Raw genomic sequence first — 14,736 nt, forward strand, 5'->3', positions numbered from 1 at the left:
CCGTGGCCGCCACTCATCTGAGCACCGACGCGAGCATCGTGTACTGGGATGAGGGCGCCGGCGAACCGGTGTTGCTGGTGCACGCGTCCTTCGGCGCCGATTGGTTCGCGCCGCTCGCCGCGCTGCTGCCGGGCCACCGCGTGGTGCGCACGCACCGCGCGGGTTACGGCGCCAGCCGCGACCTGAGCGGGCATCTGACCGTCGCCGATCACGCCAGGCACCTCGCCGAAGTCCTGCACGGCGCCGGGATCGACCGCGCGCACGTGGTGGGCCACTCCAGCGGCGCAAGCATCGCGCTGCACCTGGCCGTCGCGTACCCGGACCTGGTGCACTCGCTGATCGCACTGGAACCCGCCGCGCCCCCCGCCGCCGGTGAAACGCGGAATCCGGCGATCGGCCAGGCGATCTCCGCCGCCCACGAGGGGGACTTGGAGCGCGCTTTCGACCTGTTCCTGGGCGACGTGATGAGCCCGGGCTACCGGGACGTGCTCGCCCGCGCCCTCGGCGCCCGAGGCCTGGCCGAATCCGTCGCAAGTGGCCGGTACTTCTTCGACCGTGAAATCGCGGCACTGGTCGGGTGGGACAGCGGTACCGCGGGCGTCGAGACTCTCGAACAACCGGTGCTGCTGGTCGACGGCGGCGAGGGCGAGCGCCTGGGCAGCCCGTACCGCGCACGCAACCGCGCGCTCGCCCGCCGCCTCCGCAACGCCTCCTGCCTCACGATGGCCGGGCTCAGCCATGCGATGCCGTTGGAGGACCCGGCGGCCGTCGCGAAGACCGTCCTCGACTTCATCCGGCTCCAACCGATTGATACTCGTTGAGCACATGAACCGCAGCCGGCTCCAGACTTTCAGCCGTCTCGGAGGGCGGCGACCAGACAGGACCGGAGCCAGTCGTGCTTGTGGTCGTCACCGGGGTTCCCGGCCGGGGCCAGCATGCGGGTGTCGGAGGCGATTTGGGTGAGTGCACCGACGGAGAACAGGTAGGCCCACTGGTGGAAACCTTCGGGTTTCCCGGGCAGCGCCACCTGGAGCGCCTTGATGAACTCACGGGCCAGCGGGTCGGAGTGCTCCCGGATGACGGGACGCTCCTGGCTTGAGGAATCGGAGCTCTCCCGCAGCACGAGGTGGGCGAACCAGATGTCGTCCGGGTCCTCGTCAGGGCGAGGACCGGGCCTGTGAAGGCGTCGACGATCTTCTCGACGGCGTCGTCGGCGTGCAGGTCGGAGATCGTCTTCAATCGCACCAGCCGTTCGTCGTTGACATACCGCCGCTCCTCGAAGATCGCAGTGCACAGGCCGATCTTCGAGGTGAAGTGGTAGACGACGAGCGAGAGTTGGATGCCTGCGACCTCGGCGGTTTGCCGCATCGTTGTGCCGTCGTAGCCCTTCAGGGCGAAGGGGCGCTCAGCGACGTGCAGGATCGCCTCCCGCTTGCCGACGGCCCTGGCTCCGCGCGCCGCGACCGTGGCGTCCGGTGTGTCAGACATGTGGTTTCGTCCGCCTCGTGCTGTGAGGGTCCGGGGAGCGTCGTCAGTGCTCCAGGCCATGCTGTGCTTCGTTCCACGATCGGGCCGTCAGCCAGTGCCTTGCGGACATTGCCGACGAGTGCCTCCTCCAACGAGCGCACGGTGGTGAACCCGCCCTCGCGGAACGCATCCCATTCGGCGCGCAGCAGGCCCGGCTTCGGTTGCACGGACCGGCCGGGGTCGAAGTACGTACGTACAGTCAGGGGGTCAATCCGTGCGCGCCGTGTGCGCTTCGGCTCGGGCGCCCGCGATGAGGTCGTGGATCGTGGCTGCCGGACAGCCGGTGTGGAGGCCGAGAAGTCGGGCCAGGAGTTCGTCGAGTGCCGGCCAGGGCATGGTGCCGTGACTGTTGTAGAGCGACACCAGTCCGTGCATCCCGGTCCAGAGGACGAGTCCGGCCCGCCACTGCATCTCCGGCGTGGCCGGCTCGTCATCTCGCTCGTCGGCGCGGTCGAGCGCGACGACGAGAGCTTGGAGCAGCTCCTCGCCGGCGCCGTGCGCGTTGAGCGGGCCGAGCTGTTCGGGCATCGCGCCGCCGATGATCGTGCGGTACTCGCCGGGGTGCTCGACGCCCCAGTGGACGTACGCCGCGCACCTGGCCACGAGCTCGGCGAGCGGCGTCGTGGCGGCGGCAGCGGCGTCGTTCATCAGGCGTCCGAGTTCGTCGTAGCGCAGCTTCAGGACGTGCTCGACGAGTGCCGTCAGGTCGGGGAAGTGACTGTAGATGCTCGCGGGTGCGACGCCGACCTCGCGGGCGACCTGGCGCAGCGTGAGCGTCTCCGGACGGTCCATGGTCGCGAGCAGACGTGCCGTCGCCTCGATCAACTGGTCGCGGAGCAGTCCGCCCTGCCCGCGCGGGTTGCGCCGCCGCCTGCCGTCTTCCAAGGCCCCGCTCCTTCCGCCTGTTCGCCAACGACTGTTCAGTCTAGTGGGGGGCCGCACTTGACACCCGTAACCAACACTTGTTCACTTACATCACCAACAGCTGTTCGGCCAGAGGAGCGGTTCATGCGTGTCGCAGTACTCGGCGCCACCGGCAAAGTCGGGCGCCTGATCGTCGAGCAGGCCGTCGAACGCGGCCACGAAGTCGTCGCGCTGGTGCGCAGCCCGCAGGCCTACGCACCGCCCGGGCAGGGCGCCGTCGAGGTCCGGCAGGCCGACGTCACCAAGCCCGAATCGTTCCCCGGCCTCGGCGACGTGGACGTCGTGATCTCCGCCCTCGGGATCAGCACGGGCGACGAACCCGGGACACTCCTCTCCGGCGCGAAGATGCTCGCCGGCCTGCCGGTCCGCACGCTCGCGCTCGGCGCGCTCGGCTCCGGAACCTCGGCCGGCGCCGGCGGCGGGATGTACCAGGCGATCATGAAGATGGTCATCGGCAGACAGCTCCCGGAGAAGGCGGCCGCCGACACGATCGCCCTCAACGGCGGGGCGACCGTCTTCCACGCCCCCGACCTGCAGGTCGGCGGCATCAGCCCCGGCCGCCGCAACATACCGCTGGAGAAGTACCCGAAGCCGTTCTGGCCGCCCCGCGTCTCGCGCGCGACCGCCGCCGCGCTCATGCTCGACGAAGCCGAACGCCCCACCCACGGCGCCACGATCCTCGTCCCCGTGGGGAACGCGCGATGACCGGCAACGGCTACATCGCCGTCGAAGAGGCCGTCGCCGTCCCGGGCCTCGCCGAACGTCGGCCGCCGATCACGCTGCCCGGCACCATCGACCCGGCGTTCGTCGAACACGTGATGGCGCGGCTTCCCGACGTCGCAGACCTGCGTCTGCCGGACATGGACGCGAACGGCGTCGCGATGCAGGTGCTCTCCCTCACCGTCCCCGGGATCGAAGCCGACCCCGACGCGCAACGCGCAGTGGACAACGCCCGCTACGTCAACGACTCGCTCGCAGAGATCGTCCACGCCCACCCCGACAGGTTCGCGGCGTTCGCCGCGCTCCCCCTTCAGGACCCCGGCGCCGCCGTGACCGAACTGCGCCGCGCCGTCGAGCACCTCGGGTTCAAGGGCGCCCTGGTCAACGACCACGTTCAGGGCAGATACCTCGACGACCCCGCCTTCGACCGGCTGTGGGCGACGCTGGCCGAGCTCGACGTGCCCTTGTATCTGCATCCGGGCATGCCTCCCGCGGACAGCTGGCACGTCCTCGACGGGCATCCCGAACTCGACGGCGCCCTCTGGAGCTGGCAGGCCACCACCGGTGGACACGCGATGCGCGTGATCATGGCAGGGGTCTTCGACCGCCACCCGGACGCGAGGATGATCCTCGGCCACGCGGGCGAGTTCCTGCCCTTCCAGCTCTCCAGGTTCGACTCCCGCTACGCGACCCTCGCCGTCCCGAACCCGCTGCAACGGCCGCCGTCCGAGTACTTCGGGACGAATGTGGTCGTCACCACGAGCGGGGTGTCCTGTCCCCCGCCGCGGTCGAGGCGCTCGTCCACGTGATCGGCGCCGACGCAGTCCTGTTCGCGATCGACTACCCCTACGAGACATCCGCTTCGGCCATCGCCGCCCTCGAACGAACCGCTCTCTCGGATGCCGACAGGCAGAAGATCGGTTCCGGCAACGCGCGGCGCCTGCTGCGTCTGTGAGGTCCCAGGCGGGAGCCGGCTGCGGCCCACCCGTGCGTGAGCGTCGGAGAACTGACGGGTAGGCGCCCGGCCGCTCAGCCGGTGGCAGGCCTGTGGCCCGCTGGGGTCTCCCGGCCCCAACGCGGGCAGGGGCCCGGAGACCGTGACTTATCCTGGGGATCATGTCGAACCCTGACGGGCTGCTCGTCGACATCGCCGCGATGGTCGAGTCCGAGCACAGCAATCAGATGTCCTTGACCGTAGTGGTCCCCGGCGCGGTGATCACCGGCAGGCTCGCCCCGGTGTCCCTGTGGTGGGAGCGGGTGGCGGAGGTCCTCCAGGCCTCGGATCACCTGAAGCCGTTCGCCGCCCTCTTCGCCCCACCCGGAGAGAGCCCGCCCGCGCGGCCCACCCACCTCCACCTCCACCGGGCGCAAATCCTGCAGGGCGACTTCGGGCTGCCCCACACGGGCGGCATGTACCGCATCGCCATCGAAGACGTCAGCAGCTGGACAGTCGGAGACCTCAGCTACTCCGACACCTGATGGTCGCGGCAGGCCAAGTGGCTGCCCAGGCTTCGCATCCCACGTCCCGGAGTCACGCGTCCGCCGTCCCGGCCATGTGCCGGGGCGGCCGACGACCCTCCCTTGACCGGCCGCCCCGCCCCTGGGTCAGTGGCCGAACGCGTCCTTGACGTGCTCACCCACCTGCTTCAGATCGCCCTTGATCTGGTCGGCCTTGCCCTGGGCCTGCAGGCGCTCGTTGCCGGTCGCCTTGCCGACGCCTTCCTTGATCGCGCCCATGGCCTTGTCCGCGGTGTTTTCGATCGTGTCGCCGGCACTCATGTCAGCCTCCTGTGCGTCGCGGTTGTGGTGACGCCATGCCTGCCCCGGCGGGCCTGCAGGATTCCTGCGAATATCCGGCCCGGGGCAGGGCACACGGTCCCCGACGCTGGCTGACTGTGGAGGTCGAAGTGGTTCCCCTTCTTCTCGTTCTTCTTCTGGCCCTGATCCTGTTCGGTGCCGGTTTCGCACTCAAGGCACTGTGGTGGGTGGCGATCGTCGTCCTGGTGTTCTGGCTGCTGGGATTCGTCGCGCGGGGCGCCGGTGCCTCCGGCACCCGCGGACGCTGGTACCGCTGGTAGGACCTCGCCAGGTGATGACGGAGCGGGGCGCGCCCATCTGCGCGCCCCGCTCCGTCATGACCGGATACAGGAAGGTGTGGTCGGAGACCCTGCCCTGCCACCGCCTGTGGTCGGCGGGGGACGTCCGTCATCGACCCGTTGCGGTGTGGCCTGCCGGTGTGGCCTCTGCTGGTGCCGCGCCAGGCAGCCTTCGCCCCGCCGCGCAAAGGCTGCCCGACGCGTCACTAGGCGGCGGCGGTGAGATCGGCGCGGCCGAAGAGGAGTGCGTAGCCGTTGGGGAGTTGGGTCAGGAGGCGGCCGTTCAGGGGTTCGCCCGCCAGGTCGGCGAGTGCGGCGAGGACGGCGCCGGTGTGCCAGCGGGCGGCGTGGGTGGTGGTGCCCAGGGTGGCGGCGACGGTGTCGACGAAGGTGTGGGCGTCCAGTGGTTGGGTGAGGGGCAGCTGCGAGGCGAAGGTGGTGCGGGCCGGTTCGGGCAGGGCGGCGGCCAGGTCGCAGCGTTCCTCGCCGACGAGCTGGCCGCCGAGGACGGTCAGGACGGTGTGCAGGACGCGTTCGGCCTCCTGGTCGGTCTCATAGCGGCCGAGGTCGCGCACCTGTTGGACGAGGTGGTGCCATGTCATGGCGGTTGGCCTTCCGGGCGTGCCGTGCCCCGCCGGAGGCGGGGCTGCGTGGGTGGTCAGGGGCGTTGGCCGGGGGCGGGCCGGCCGAAGAGGAGGTCGTAGCCGGGGGGCAGTTGGAGCAGGATGCGTTCGGTGAGGTCGTCGCCTGCGGCGTCGGCCGCGGTGGACAGGACGGCGCCGATGTCCCACAGGGCGGTGGTCTCGGTGGCGCCTTCGATCCAGGCGGCGGTGGCGCGCACGAACCGGTCGGGCGTGAGCGGTTCGGCGGCCTGCAGGGGGTTGAGCAGGATCAGGGCGAGGGTCTCGGGCAGGCGGGCCGCGAGATGGGCGCGCACCTCGCCGACCAGGTGGGCGCCGAGCAGGGCCAGGACCACGCGGGTGGCCCGCTCGGCTTCCTGGGGTGTGTCGTATTCGCCGCGTTCCTGGACCGCGTCCAGGAACGCCTCCCATCGAAGAGTCACCGCGGTTCTCCCTCCGTTTCCGGGGTGGGCGCGAACGCCCTCGGCACTTCGGTCAGGACCCGACGGTCAGGTGGCGGTGCAGGCCGGTGAGTTTCAGCAGCCGGACCACGCGGTGGCCGACGCCGCTCAGGACCAGCCGCCGACCGTGCCGGTCTGCCTGGTTGCGGGCCGCGACGATCACGTTCAGGCCCGCGCAGTCCATGAACGTCACCTCCGACAGGTCGAGCACGACCTCGCGGTGCGAGCGCAGTGCGTCGGCCAGGGCGCGCTCCAGCGCGGGGGCGGTGTCGAAATCGATGTCGCCGCTCGGCCTCACCACGGTGGGAGTGGAGCTCCGGTCACGCATGATGTCTCCCGCTGCCGATCGGCCCGGTCCGCGCCTGGCCAGGGTGCGAGGTCGGCGGGGTGTTCCGCGCCGCCCCGGGGGGACGGGCGGCGCGGAACGGCTTCGGCTGCTCGGTCAGGCCCGGATCTGCTTGCGGTCGCCGCTGCGGCTGATCTCGATCTTCCGGGGCTTGGCCTTCTCCGCGACCGGGATCTTCAGGGTCAGCACGCCGGCGTCGTAGTCGGCGCTGATCCCCTCGGGGTCGAGGGTGTCGGAAAGCATGACCTGGCGGGAGAAGATCCCGAGGGGGCGCTCCGCGAGTTCCCACTTCACGCCCTCGCCCTGATGGCGCGGGCGGCGCTCGGCCTTGACGGTCAGCATGTTCCGCTCGACGTCGATGTCGATCGCATCCGGGTCCACCCCGGGCAGGTCGAAGCAGATCACGTACTCGTCGCCGGCGCGGTAGGCGTCCAAGGGCATCGGGGCCGGACGCGACCAGGTACCAGTGCTGCCGAGGAACTGCTGGGTCAGACGGTCCAGCTCGCGAAACGGGTCAGTGCGCATCAGCATCGCGAAACACCTCCAGTCGGTTCAAAGGGGTGCCAGTGCGCTTGGTCTGAAACTGTTCTAACATGTCATCCATCCGATGACAACCTCCACCGTCGCCCAGAGAGTGACACAGATGCGAGAGACACCCACCCCGCCCACCGAGCCGGTCTCCTTCCTCGCTGCCGCCGCAGCACTGGCAGCCATAGACGACGCCGTCCGCACCACCCGAACCCCGGCACCCACCCACCCGACGGGCCTCGAGACAGCGGACGGACCCGAACCCGCCCTGGCCGCCCTGGTGCTGCTGCGCGAACTGCGCACCGAACTCGCCGGCTGGGAGGCAGGGCTGGTGGAGTTCGCCCGCGCCACCGGTGCCACCTGGGCCGACCTCGCCCAGCCCATGGGCGTCGCCAGCCGCCAGGCCGCCGAGAACCGCTACCTGCGCCTGCGCCCCGCCCCCACTGCGCCCCAGACGACTGCGACCGGCGCCGAGCGCGTCAAGGCCGTACGCGACCGCCGGGCCGCCGAGCGCACCGTCACCGCCTGGGCCCGCGACAACGCCGCCGACCTACGCGTCCTCGCCGCCCAGATCTCCGCCCTCACCGACCTGCCACCCGAAGCCCGACCGGACCAGAACGCCGTGCGCACCGCCCTCGGAGCCCCCGATGCCGCCGACCTCATCGCGCCCCTTGCCTCCATGCGCCCCCACCTCCGCGCCGGCCACCCCGACCTCACCACCCGCCTCGACGACCTCACCAACCACACCGCCGAGCTCCGACACGACAGCAACCGCCGACGCGCCTGACCCCACCCACGACACCCACCACAAGATCCGCTGGCACCACATCGAGGACCAGCTGGCCCAGGCCCGAGCCCGCGCGCGAGCCGAGACCAGCGACGCCATCGCCTCGATCGACGCCTGCCTGACCAAGCTCGACACCCTGCGCCGCCACCTCGCCGACCACCCCTGGAGCCACCTCACGGATCCGCCGGACACCGAAGGAGACAGCGCAACCCCGGATGCCGTCCCTCACGCGAGAACCTCGTCATCCGAAGACCGCCGATCCACGATCGAAAAGGCCCGGAGGCGGTTCACCCCCAGGGTGGTTCAACCACCCCGGACCGCCGCTCTCCGCCAGAAGTCCGCCCGTGAGCAAGCCACTTGACCCCAACCCTCTCCACCTCCCGGTCGCTGTGACGGGTCGCCGGTGAACGGCGCGGGCGAACACCGCCGGCCCTCGCCCCCCTGGACGACATTCATCGCCGGCCACCCCTCCCTGGTCCTGCCGCACTGACCGACCGACCGGGCCACCCTGGTGATCAGTCCATTCCTGGTGACCGCTGTCAGCGCTGCCCCCCGACACGTCCCCACCCGCTGGTCGAGGGAGATCCTGTCGGGCTCGGAAAGTCATCGCCACAGGTGGGATGAGTAGGGAGACCTCGGCTGGCACCATGTCCACGCGCTCGCTTCGATGCTGTACAAGGTGGCGCGCAAGTTGCTGTCCTTCCCCGAGGTGCTGCAGCGGTGGTCAAGAACCTCGTGCTACGCCTGGCTCGGGAAAACGCCGGGTGGGGCCACAAGCGGATCCAGGGCGAGCCGGCCCGCCTCGGGCACCCGACCGCCGCATCCACGCTTTCCGAACCCCACAGGGTGGGCGAAAGTCAACGCCCAGCGTTGCGCGGTTCGAGGTGGTAGTCGAACGCAACGGTCCCCGGGTCGAGCGCCGTGACACCACCGTCGACGGTCAGTACCGCTCCGTTGACGAAGGAGGCGGCGGGCGACAGCAGCCAGGAAACGGTCTCGGCCACCTCACGCGGATCTCCGGGGCGGCCCATGGGCACGAGCCGGGTCGCCTCCTGGTAGGCCGCCTCGACGCCATCACCCGGCCCTCCGGTCTCCTCGGCGAACCGACTCATCCGCCGGTCTGCCATCTCGGTGCGCACCCAGCTGGGACACACGATGTTCGCCCGAACACCCTGCCCCCCGTAGTCCACCGCCACGGATCGCGTCAGCTGGAGCAGCGCGGCCTTGGAGGTCGCGTACGCGGCGTTGGCCGTCCCGTTGCGCAACGCCGACACCGAAGCGACCGCCACCACCGAGCCCCGGGCCTGCAACAAGTGCCCGAGCGCTGCGCGCAGGAGCAGGAAGGGGCCGGTCACGTTGGTGCGCATCACCGCCTCCCAGTCCTCGTCCGAAAGCTCACCCACTCCCCCACTGCGCCCGATCCCCGCGTTGAGCACCACCCCGTCCAGTCGACCGAAAGTGGCCACCGTCGTCTCGACCAGTCCCCGCACCGCGGCCGGTTCCGCCGCATCGGCGGGGTAGGCCAGAGCTCCCGTCTCCGCCGCGACCCGCTCCAGGGGCTCGGCCCGACGCCCGGAAACGACCACCTGATGACCAGCCTCACGCAAGAGCCGAGCCGTAGCGGCGCCGATTCCTGTGCCACCACCGGTAACGACGACAACTCGCTGATCCGCCATGGAACTCAGCCTCCACAAGAAGATGTCACATACGCAGGGTAATCATACGTAAGCACCCCGGTCGCATGTCGAGGCGAGCGCTCTGTTCCGGGTTGTCGATTGGTTCGCGTCTCGAACACGCGCAGCGCATGGAGAAGATGGCGCTGGTCCTGTGCCGTTCGGAAGCTCGCCACGACGTCCTCGGCGGACTCGTCCACGCGTACCGCAACACCGCCTGACGAAGATCAGAACAGCTGACGCAAAGCCAGGTCAGAGCGAGTGCGGAAGTGTTGGAACCCCACACGGTCAACCGCGACCTGTCCCGGGTCCGCAACGCCTCCGACTGGGTGGAGTCCGCGGTCACGACCGGCAACTCGAGCCTGGACGAGGGCCCGGCCGCACTGCTGCGGGGCGAGTAGCGGCACCCGTGGCCAGGAGTACGGTCCTGGCCGGGGACGGCTCCCGGAGTCTGCTCCCGGGCGCGGTTTCGTCCTGGGTACGGACGAACTCCCCTGTCCCCGAATGGTCCTCTTGATCAAGGCCGGGAATCACCGGCACCATTCATCGGAGGGGTCCTTTCGTGTACGAGCATGCACCGCACAGCCGCTTCCCGCTCTCCCGTCGGGGCAGCCGGCACCGCGCGGCGGCGGTCGTGACCGCTGTGGCCGCCGTGGGCATCACGGTCGCGGCGCTGGCGCCGACCGCGGCGTTCGCGGGCGGCCGGCCGGACAGCGTCCAGTCGAGCCTGAACGCGCTGGTGAAGGACGACGGCGTGCCCGCCGCGCTGGCCACCGTCAAGGGCCGCGACGGCCGCACCCACAACTACACCGCCGGCGTCGGCAACCTCACCACCAAGGCCAAGGTCCCGGTGGACGGGCAGATCCGGATCGGCAGCAACACCAAGACCTTCACCGCCGTCGTCGCCCTCCAGCTCGTCGCCGAAGGAAAGATCGGCCTCGACGCCTCCGTCGACACCTACCTCCCCGGCCTGCTGCGCGGCGACGGCATCGACGGACGCAACATCACCGTCCGCCAACTGCTCCAGCACACCAGCGGACTGCCCGACTACGTGGACAAGGGCGCGATCCTCGCCGATCCGAAGCGGTACTTCGAACCGCGTGACCTGCTCGACGCGGCGCTCGCCCAGAAGGCCCACTTCGCCCCGGGCGCCCGCTGGGAGTACAGCAACACCAACTACCTGGTGGCGGGCCTGATCATCCAGAAGGTCACCGGGCGGCCGCTCGGCGAGGAGGTCGACCAGCGCATCGTCGACCGCATCGGCCTGCGGCACACCTACTTCCCCACCCCGGGGGACATGACCATCCACGAGGCCCACCCCGAGGGGTACAACCAGGACGCCGACGGCTCGTTCCACGACTACACCGAGCTCGACCCGTCCTGGGGCTGGGCGGCGGGCGCCGTCGTCTCCACCAACAGCGACATCGTCCGCTTCTACACGGCGCTGCTCGGCGGCCGGCTCCTCCCGGCGGCCCAGCTCGCCGAGATGCGCACCACCGTCCCCGCGGACGAGGCGGGTCCGGGCGTCCGCTACGGGCTGGGCCTGATGAGCAGGCCGCTGTCGTGCGGAGGCGTGTTCTGGGGCCACGGCGGGACCATTCCGGGCTACTTCACCGCCGGGGGCGCCACCGACGACGGCCGCGCCGTCAACCTCGCGGTGACCATGATCCCGGGTGACGCGGCCGGGAAGGGCGTGGAGGCCGCAGTGGACTCCGCCCTGTGCCACTGACCCCACCCGATCCGGCCTGAGCGTCGGCACCGGTACGACCAGCGGGTTCTGCGCGCGCCTGCGCGCAGAACCCGCCCCCACCAACTTCCCCCTCCAGCAGAGGAGTTCCCCCGTGAACGAGCACGTACAGCACAACCGGGCCAAGCTGCGCCATCGGGGCCGGCGCGGCTTGGCGGTGGCCGTGGCCACCGTGGCCGCCGGCGTCGTGGCGGCCTCGCCCCTGGCGCCGACCGCGGCGTTCGCGGGCGGCCGGCCGGACAGCGTCCAGTCGAGCCTGAACGCGCTGGTGAAGGACGACGGCGTGCCCGCCGCGCTGGCCACCGTCAAGGGCCGCGACGGCCGCACCCACAACTACACCGCCGGCGTCGGCAACCTCACCACCAAGGCCAAGGTCCCGGTGGACGGGCAGATCCGGATCGGCAGCAACACCAAGACCTTCACCGCCGTCGTCGCCCTCCAGCTCGTCGCCGAAGGAAAGATCGGCCTCGACGCCTCCGTCGACACCTACCTCCCCGGCCTGCTGCGCGGCGACGGCATCGACGGACGCAACATCACCGTCCGCCAACTGCTCCAGCACACCAGCGGACTGCCCGACTACACGGACGCCCCCGCGCTCTCGGATTTCAGCACGATCCAGCACCGCTACTTCGAGCCCCGCGAGCTCCTCGACGGCGCCCTCGCCCAGAAGGCCCGCTTCGCCCCGGGCGCGCGCTGGGAGTACAGCAACACCAACTACATTGTCGCCGGACTCCTGATCCAGAAGGTCACCGGGCGGCCCGTCGGCGAGGAGATCACCAAGCGCGTCATCGACCGCATCGGCCTGCGCCACACCTACTTCCCCACCCCGGGGGACATGACCATCCACGAGGCCCACCCCGAGGGGTACAACCAGGACGCCGACGGCTCGCTCCACGACTACACCGAGATGGACCCCTCGATGGCCTGGGCGGCGGGGGCGATCGTCTCCACCAACAGCGACCTCAACTCGTTCTTCACCGCGCTCCTCGGCGGCCGGCTCCTGCCCGCGGCGCAGCTCGCCGAGATGCGCACCACCGTCCCCGCCGAGCTCCTGGGCCCGGGCGTCCGCTACGGGCTGGGCCTGCAGAGCAAGCCGCTCTCCTGCGGCGGCCTCCTCTGGGGCCATGGCGGGACCATTCCGGGCTACCGCTCCCGCGGCGGGGTCACCGACGACGGCCGTGCCGCCAGCATCACGGTCACCACCATCCCCGGCGACGCCGGCGCGCAGCGCATGGCGGACGCCCTGGACGCGGCCCTCTGCCGCTGACCCGCCCCGGCGCGTTCGGGGTGCCGGGCACCGGGCGGACGGCCCCGCGGCTTCCGTGATCGGGGGCCGCGGTGCCGTCCGCGAAGTACTGCTGCGCTTCAGCCCGCCGGGTTCGCGCTCCGGGGCTCCACCAGGCCGGTCTCGTAGGCCGCGATCACCGCCTGGGCGCGGTCGCGGACGCTCAGCTTGGCGAAGATGCTGGTGATGTAGTTCTTGACCGTGGAGACGCTGATGCCCATCGCCGCAGCGATCTCGGCGTTGTCGAGGCCGGTGGCCAGCAGGCGCCACACCTCGACCTCACGGGGCGTCAGTTCACCCAGGTCGGACACCAGCACCGGCGACGGCGACTGCGGCAGGCGGGGTGTGGTGACGTAAGCGGAGATCAACCGGGTGAGCAGGCGCGGCGCCACCGCCGCCTCCCCGGTGTGCACGGTCCGCACGGCCGCCGAGAGCTCCTCCGGGGAGACGTCCTTGGGCAGGAACCCGGAGGCGCCGGCGCGCAGGGCGGCCACCACGTACTCGTCCATGTCGAAGGTGCTCAGCGCCAGGACCCGGCACGCGGGCAGCTCCCGCACGATCCGCTCGGTCGCCTGGACCCCGTCGAGAACCGGCATCCGGATGTCCATCACCACGACGTCCGGCCGGTGCCGGTGCGCGAGGTCGACCGCCCGCTGCCCGTCGTCCGCCTCGGCCACCACCTCGAACGCCGGGTCCGGTGCCAGGATCAGGGCCAGGCCCCGCCGCACCAGCGGCTGGTCGTCCGCGATCAGCACCCTGATCCGCTCCTGGGCACCCGTCATCCGAGCCGTTCCTCTCCGTCGCCCGGCGCCACCGGCAGGTCGGCCACAACCCGGAAGCCACCCCCGTCGACGGCGCCGGCCACCATGCTGCCGCCCTGCAGCGCGACGCGTTCGCGCATGCCGATCAGACCGTACCCGGCGCGGCCCGCCCTCGGTCCGGCCGCACCGCCCGCCCCCGCCACGGCTCCCACCAGGGTGTCGGCCGGCGCGGCGGCGCCGTTGTCGGACACCTCGACGGTGACCCGGTCCGGGTGGTACGTCAGCCGGACCCGCGCCTCGGCCCGGCCGGCATGCTTGCGGGTGTTGGTGAGGGACTCCTGAACGATCCGGAACACCGCCAGGCCGGTGCTCGGCGGCAGCGGACGCTCCTCCCCCAGGACGGCGAACTCCGTGGGCAGACCGGCCCTGCGGGACTCCTCGACGAGCTCTCCGAGGTGCCCGACACCGGGCTGCGGCGCGGACGGCGCCCGGTCCGCCTCCCCCGGCGCGTCGCCCTCCCGCAGCACGTCGAGCAGTTGGCGCATCTCGCGCAGCGCCATCCGCCCGGAGCCCTCCAGCGTGACCAGGGCGTCGCGCACCACCTCGGTGTCACGCCCGAGGTTCGCCCTGGCGCCGCCGGCCATCAGCTGCATGGTGGTGATGTGGTGGGCCACGATGTCGTGCAACTCCCGTGCGATGCGGCGCCGTTCCTGCGCCACCGCACGGTCGGCCAGCAGCCTGCGCCTGACCTCCACCTCCTGCTGCCAACGCTTCAGCACCACGGCCGCGACGATGACCAGCGCCGCGGCGAGCACGTTGGCCGCCACCTCCACCACCGGCGGGGGCAGCGGATGCCCCCGACCCAGCAGTGGCACGGCGGCCGCCACCAGGGCGGCCGGCGCCGCCACCGCGATGCCGCGGGAGCGGGCCACGGCGAACAGCGCGACGCACAGCGTGCAGTTGAAGTGGTGCGGCACCGGCCCGCTCAGGTTCAGTGCCACGCCGAGGACCAGCACGACCGCCAGTGACGCCAGCGGATAGCGGCGCCTGGTGAGCAGCGGCATGGCCGCCAGCACGAGCAGGACCAGGGCGGTCAGGGCGATCGGCTGGCTTCCGTCGGGACCGCCGAGCGTGTAGCCGATGAGGTCCAGGGCGGCCGCCCCGACGGCCAGCAGCGCGTCACTGGCCGTCCAGGGCAGGCCGTCGGCTCTCGGCGACGGCGGCAGCGGCAGCGGCCGGTGGTGCGTCGACATGCTGGTGG

General features: G+C 71.2%; 20 protein-coding genes and 1 pseudogene. 10 read left to right on the forward strand and 11 right to left on the reverse strand.

The annotated features are described in order from the left end of the window. Positions 1 to 2 precede the first annotated feature (2 nt). Positions 3 to 821 (forward strand): alpha/beta fold hydrolase, encoded by an 819-nt coding sequence (locus OG294_RS11665; RefSeq protein ID WP_327066414.1) that lies wholly within the window; start codon positions 3 to 5, stop codon positions 819 to 821. Positions 822 to 850: 29 nt separating this feature from the next. Here the strand turns inward: OG294_RS11665 and OG294_RS11670 are convergent, their stop codons facing one another. The 3 genes and pseudogenes from OG294_RS11670 to OG294_RS11680 form a co-directional block, all read right to left on the reverse strand. Continuing rightward, on the reverse strand, positions 851 to 1,123 hold the full coding sequence (locus OG294_RS11670) for a hypothetical protein (protein WP_327066415.1): 273 nt from the start codon (positions 1,121 to 1,123) through the stop codon (positions 851 to 853). 224 nt (positions 1,124 to 1,347) lie between these two features. Next, positions 1,348 to 1,548: pseudogene (locus OG294_RS11675) on the reverse strand (hypothetical protein); the annotation flags it as partial. Between the two features lie 186 nt (positions 1,549 to 1,734). After that, the gene (locus OG294_RS11680; RefSeq protein ID WP_327066416.1) at positions 1,735 to 2,412 is read right to left on the reverse strand and encodes a TetR/AcrR family transcriptional regulator; all 678 of its coding nucleotides are present in this window, start codon (positions 2,410 to 2,412) and stop codon (positions 1,735 to 1,737) included. 123 nt (positions 2,413 to 2,535) lie between these two features. On the opposite strand from OG294_RS11680, the gene OG294_RS11685 reads away from it, so the two are divergent. From OG294_RS11685 to OG294_RS11700, 4 genes are all read left to right on the forward strand, one after another. Continuing rightward, positions 2,536 to 3,156: an NAD(P)-dependent oxidoreductase gene (locus OG294_RS11685; protein WP_327066417.1), complete on the forward strand. Its 621-nt coding sequence runs from the start codon at positions 2,536 to 2,538 to the stop codon at positions 3,154 to 3,156. Further along, positions 3,153 to 3,980 (forward strand): amidohydrolase family protein, encoded by an 828-nt coding sequence (locus tag OG294_RS11690; RefSeq protein ID WP_327066418.1) that lies wholly within the window; start codon positions 3,153 to 3,155, stop codon positions 3,978 to 3,980. Before OG294_RS11685 ends, OG294_RS11690 begins: the two co-directional genes overlap by 4 nt. Next, positions 3,977 to 4,126: an amidohydrolase family protein gene (locus OG294_RS11695; protein ID WP_327066419.1), complete on the forward strand. Its 150-nt coding sequence runs from the start codon at positions 3,977 to 3,979 to the stop codon at positions 4,124 to 4,126. Before OG294_RS11690 ends, OG294_RS11695 begins: the two co-directional genes overlap by 4 nt. Positions 4,127 to 4,287: 161 nt before the next feature. Next, a complete protein-coding gene (locus tag OG294_RS11700; RefSeq protein ID WP_327066420.1) occupies positions 4,288 to 4,650 on the forward strand; it encodes a hypothetical protein in 363 nt (120 codons plus the stop codon). A gap of 126 nt (positions 4,651 to 4,776) precedes the next feature. On the opposite strand, the gene OG294_RS11705 is transcribed toward OG294_RS11700, so the two are convergent. Continuing rightward, a complete protein-coding gene (locus tag OG294_RS11705; protein ID WP_327066421.1) occupies positions 4,777 to 4,950 on the reverse strand; it encodes a CsbD family protein in 174 nt (57 codons plus the stop codon). 128 nt (positions 4,951 to 5,078) lie between these two features. Here OG294_RS11705 and OG294_RS11710 point away from each other — a divergent pair, with 128 nt between their 5' ends. After that, the gene (locus tag OG294_RS11710; protein WP_327071506.1) at positions 5,079 to 5,249 is read left to right on the forward strand and encodes a hydrophobic protein; all 171 of its coding nucleotides are present in this window, start codon (positions 5,079 to 5,081) and stop codon (positions 5,247 to 5,249) included. Positions 5,250 to 5,473: 224 nt separating this feature from the next. Here OG294_RS11710 and OG294_RS11715 read toward each other — a convergent pair whose 3' ends face one another. From OG294_RS11715 to OG294_RS11730, 4 genes are all read right to left on the reverse strand, one after another. Continuing rightward, a complete protein-coding gene (locus OG294_RS11715; protein ID WP_327066422.1) occupies positions 5,474 to 5,869 on the reverse strand; it encodes a DUF2267 domain-containing protein in 396 nt (131 codons plus the stop codon). Positions 5,870 to 5,925: 56 nt separating this feature from the next. Beyond that, positions 5,926 to 6,330, reverse strand: a complete 405-nt coding sequence (locus OG294_RS11720) for a DUF2267 domain-containing protein (protein ID WP_327066423.1) — start codon at positions 6,328 to 6,330, stop codon at positions 5,926 to 5,928. Between the two features lie 52 nt (positions 6,331 to 6,382). Then, positions 6,383 to 6,676, reverse strand: a complete 294-nt coding sequence (locus tag OG294_RS11725) for an STAS domain-containing protein (protein ID WP_327066424.1) — start codon at positions 6,674 to 6,676, stop codon at positions 6,383 to 6,385. Between the two features lie 114 nt (positions 6,677 to 6,790). Then, positions 6,791 to 7,225 (reverse strand): Hsp20/alpha crystallin family protein, encoded by a 435-nt coding sequence (locus OG294_RS11730; protein WP_327066425.1) that lies wholly within the window; start codon positions 7,223 to 7,225, stop codon positions 6,791 to 6,793. Positions 7,226 to 7,337: 112 nt separating this feature from the next. Between OG294_RS11730 and OG294_RS11735 the strand changes: the two genes are divergently transcribed. After that, a complete protein-coding gene (locus OG294_RS11735) occupies positions 7,338 to 8,009 on the forward strand; it encodes a hypothetical protein (protein ID WP_327066426.1) in 672 nt (223 codons plus the stop codon). An 857-nt stretch (positions 8,010 to 8,866) separates the two neighbouring features. On the opposite strand, the gene OG294_RS11745 is transcribed toward OG294_RS11735, so the two are convergent. Further along, positions 8,867 to 9,685, reverse strand: coding sequence for an SDR family NAD(P)-dependent oxidoreductase (locus OG294_RS11745; RefSeq protein ID WP_327066427.1), 819 nt, complete (start codon positions 9,683 to 9,685; stop codon positions 8,867 to 8,869). Positions 9,686 to 9,951: 266 nt separating this feature from the next. Here OG294_RS11745 and OG294_RS11750 point away from each other — a divergent pair, with 266 nt between their 5' ends. The 3 genes from OG294_RS11750 (at position 9,952) to OG294_RS11760 (ending at position 12,696) form a co-directional block, all read left to right on the forward strand. Then, complete coding sequence (locus OG294_RS11750; RefSeq protein WP_327066428.1) at positions 9,952 to 10,083, forward strand: DUF6192 family protein; 132 nt, start codon at positions 9,952 to 9,954, stop codon at positions 10,081 to 10,083. A 161-nt stretch (positions 10,084 to 10,244) separates the two neighbouring features. After that, the gene (locus tag OG294_RS11755) at positions 10,245 to 11,411 is read left to right on the forward strand and encodes a serine hydrolase domain-containing protein (protein WP_442789139.1); all 1,167 of its coding nucleotides are present in this window, start codon (positions 10,245 to 10,247) and stop codon (positions 11,409 to 11,411) included. A 112-nt stretch (positions 11,412 to 11,523) separates the two neighbouring features. Beyond that, positions 11,524 to 12,696: a serine hydrolase domain-containing protein gene (locus OG294_RS11760; RefSeq protein WP_442789140.1), complete on the forward strand. Its 1,173-nt coding sequence runs from the start codon at positions 11,524 to 11,526 to the stop codon at positions 12,694 to 12,696. 98 nt (positions 12,697 to 12,794) lie between these two features. Here the strand turns inward: OG294_RS11760 and OG294_RS11765 are convergent, their stop codons facing one another. Together OG294_RS11765 and OG294_RS11770 are read right to left on the reverse strand one after the other, a co-directional pair. Continuing rightward, positions 12,795 to 13,496: a response regulator transcription factor gene (locus OG294_RS11765; RefSeq protein ID WP_327066429.1), complete on the reverse strand. Its 702-nt coding sequence runs from the start codon at positions 13,494 to 13,496 to the stop codon at positions 12,795 to 12,797. Then, a complete protein-coding gene (locus tag OG294_RS11770) occupies positions 13,493 to 14,728 on the reverse strand; it encodes a sensor histidine kinase (RefSeq protein ID WP_327066430.1) in 1,236 nt (411 codons plus the stop codon). The genes OG294_RS11765 and OG294_RS11770 overlap by 4 nt, the downstream gene beginning before the upstream one ends. Positions 14,729 to 14,736: the final 8 nt, after the last annotated feature.

This window comes from Kitasatospora sp. NBC_01302, assembly GCF_035976515.1.
Classification (GTDB): domain Bacteria; phylum Actinomycetota; class Actinomycetes; order Streptomycetales; family Streptomycetaceae; genus Kitasatospora.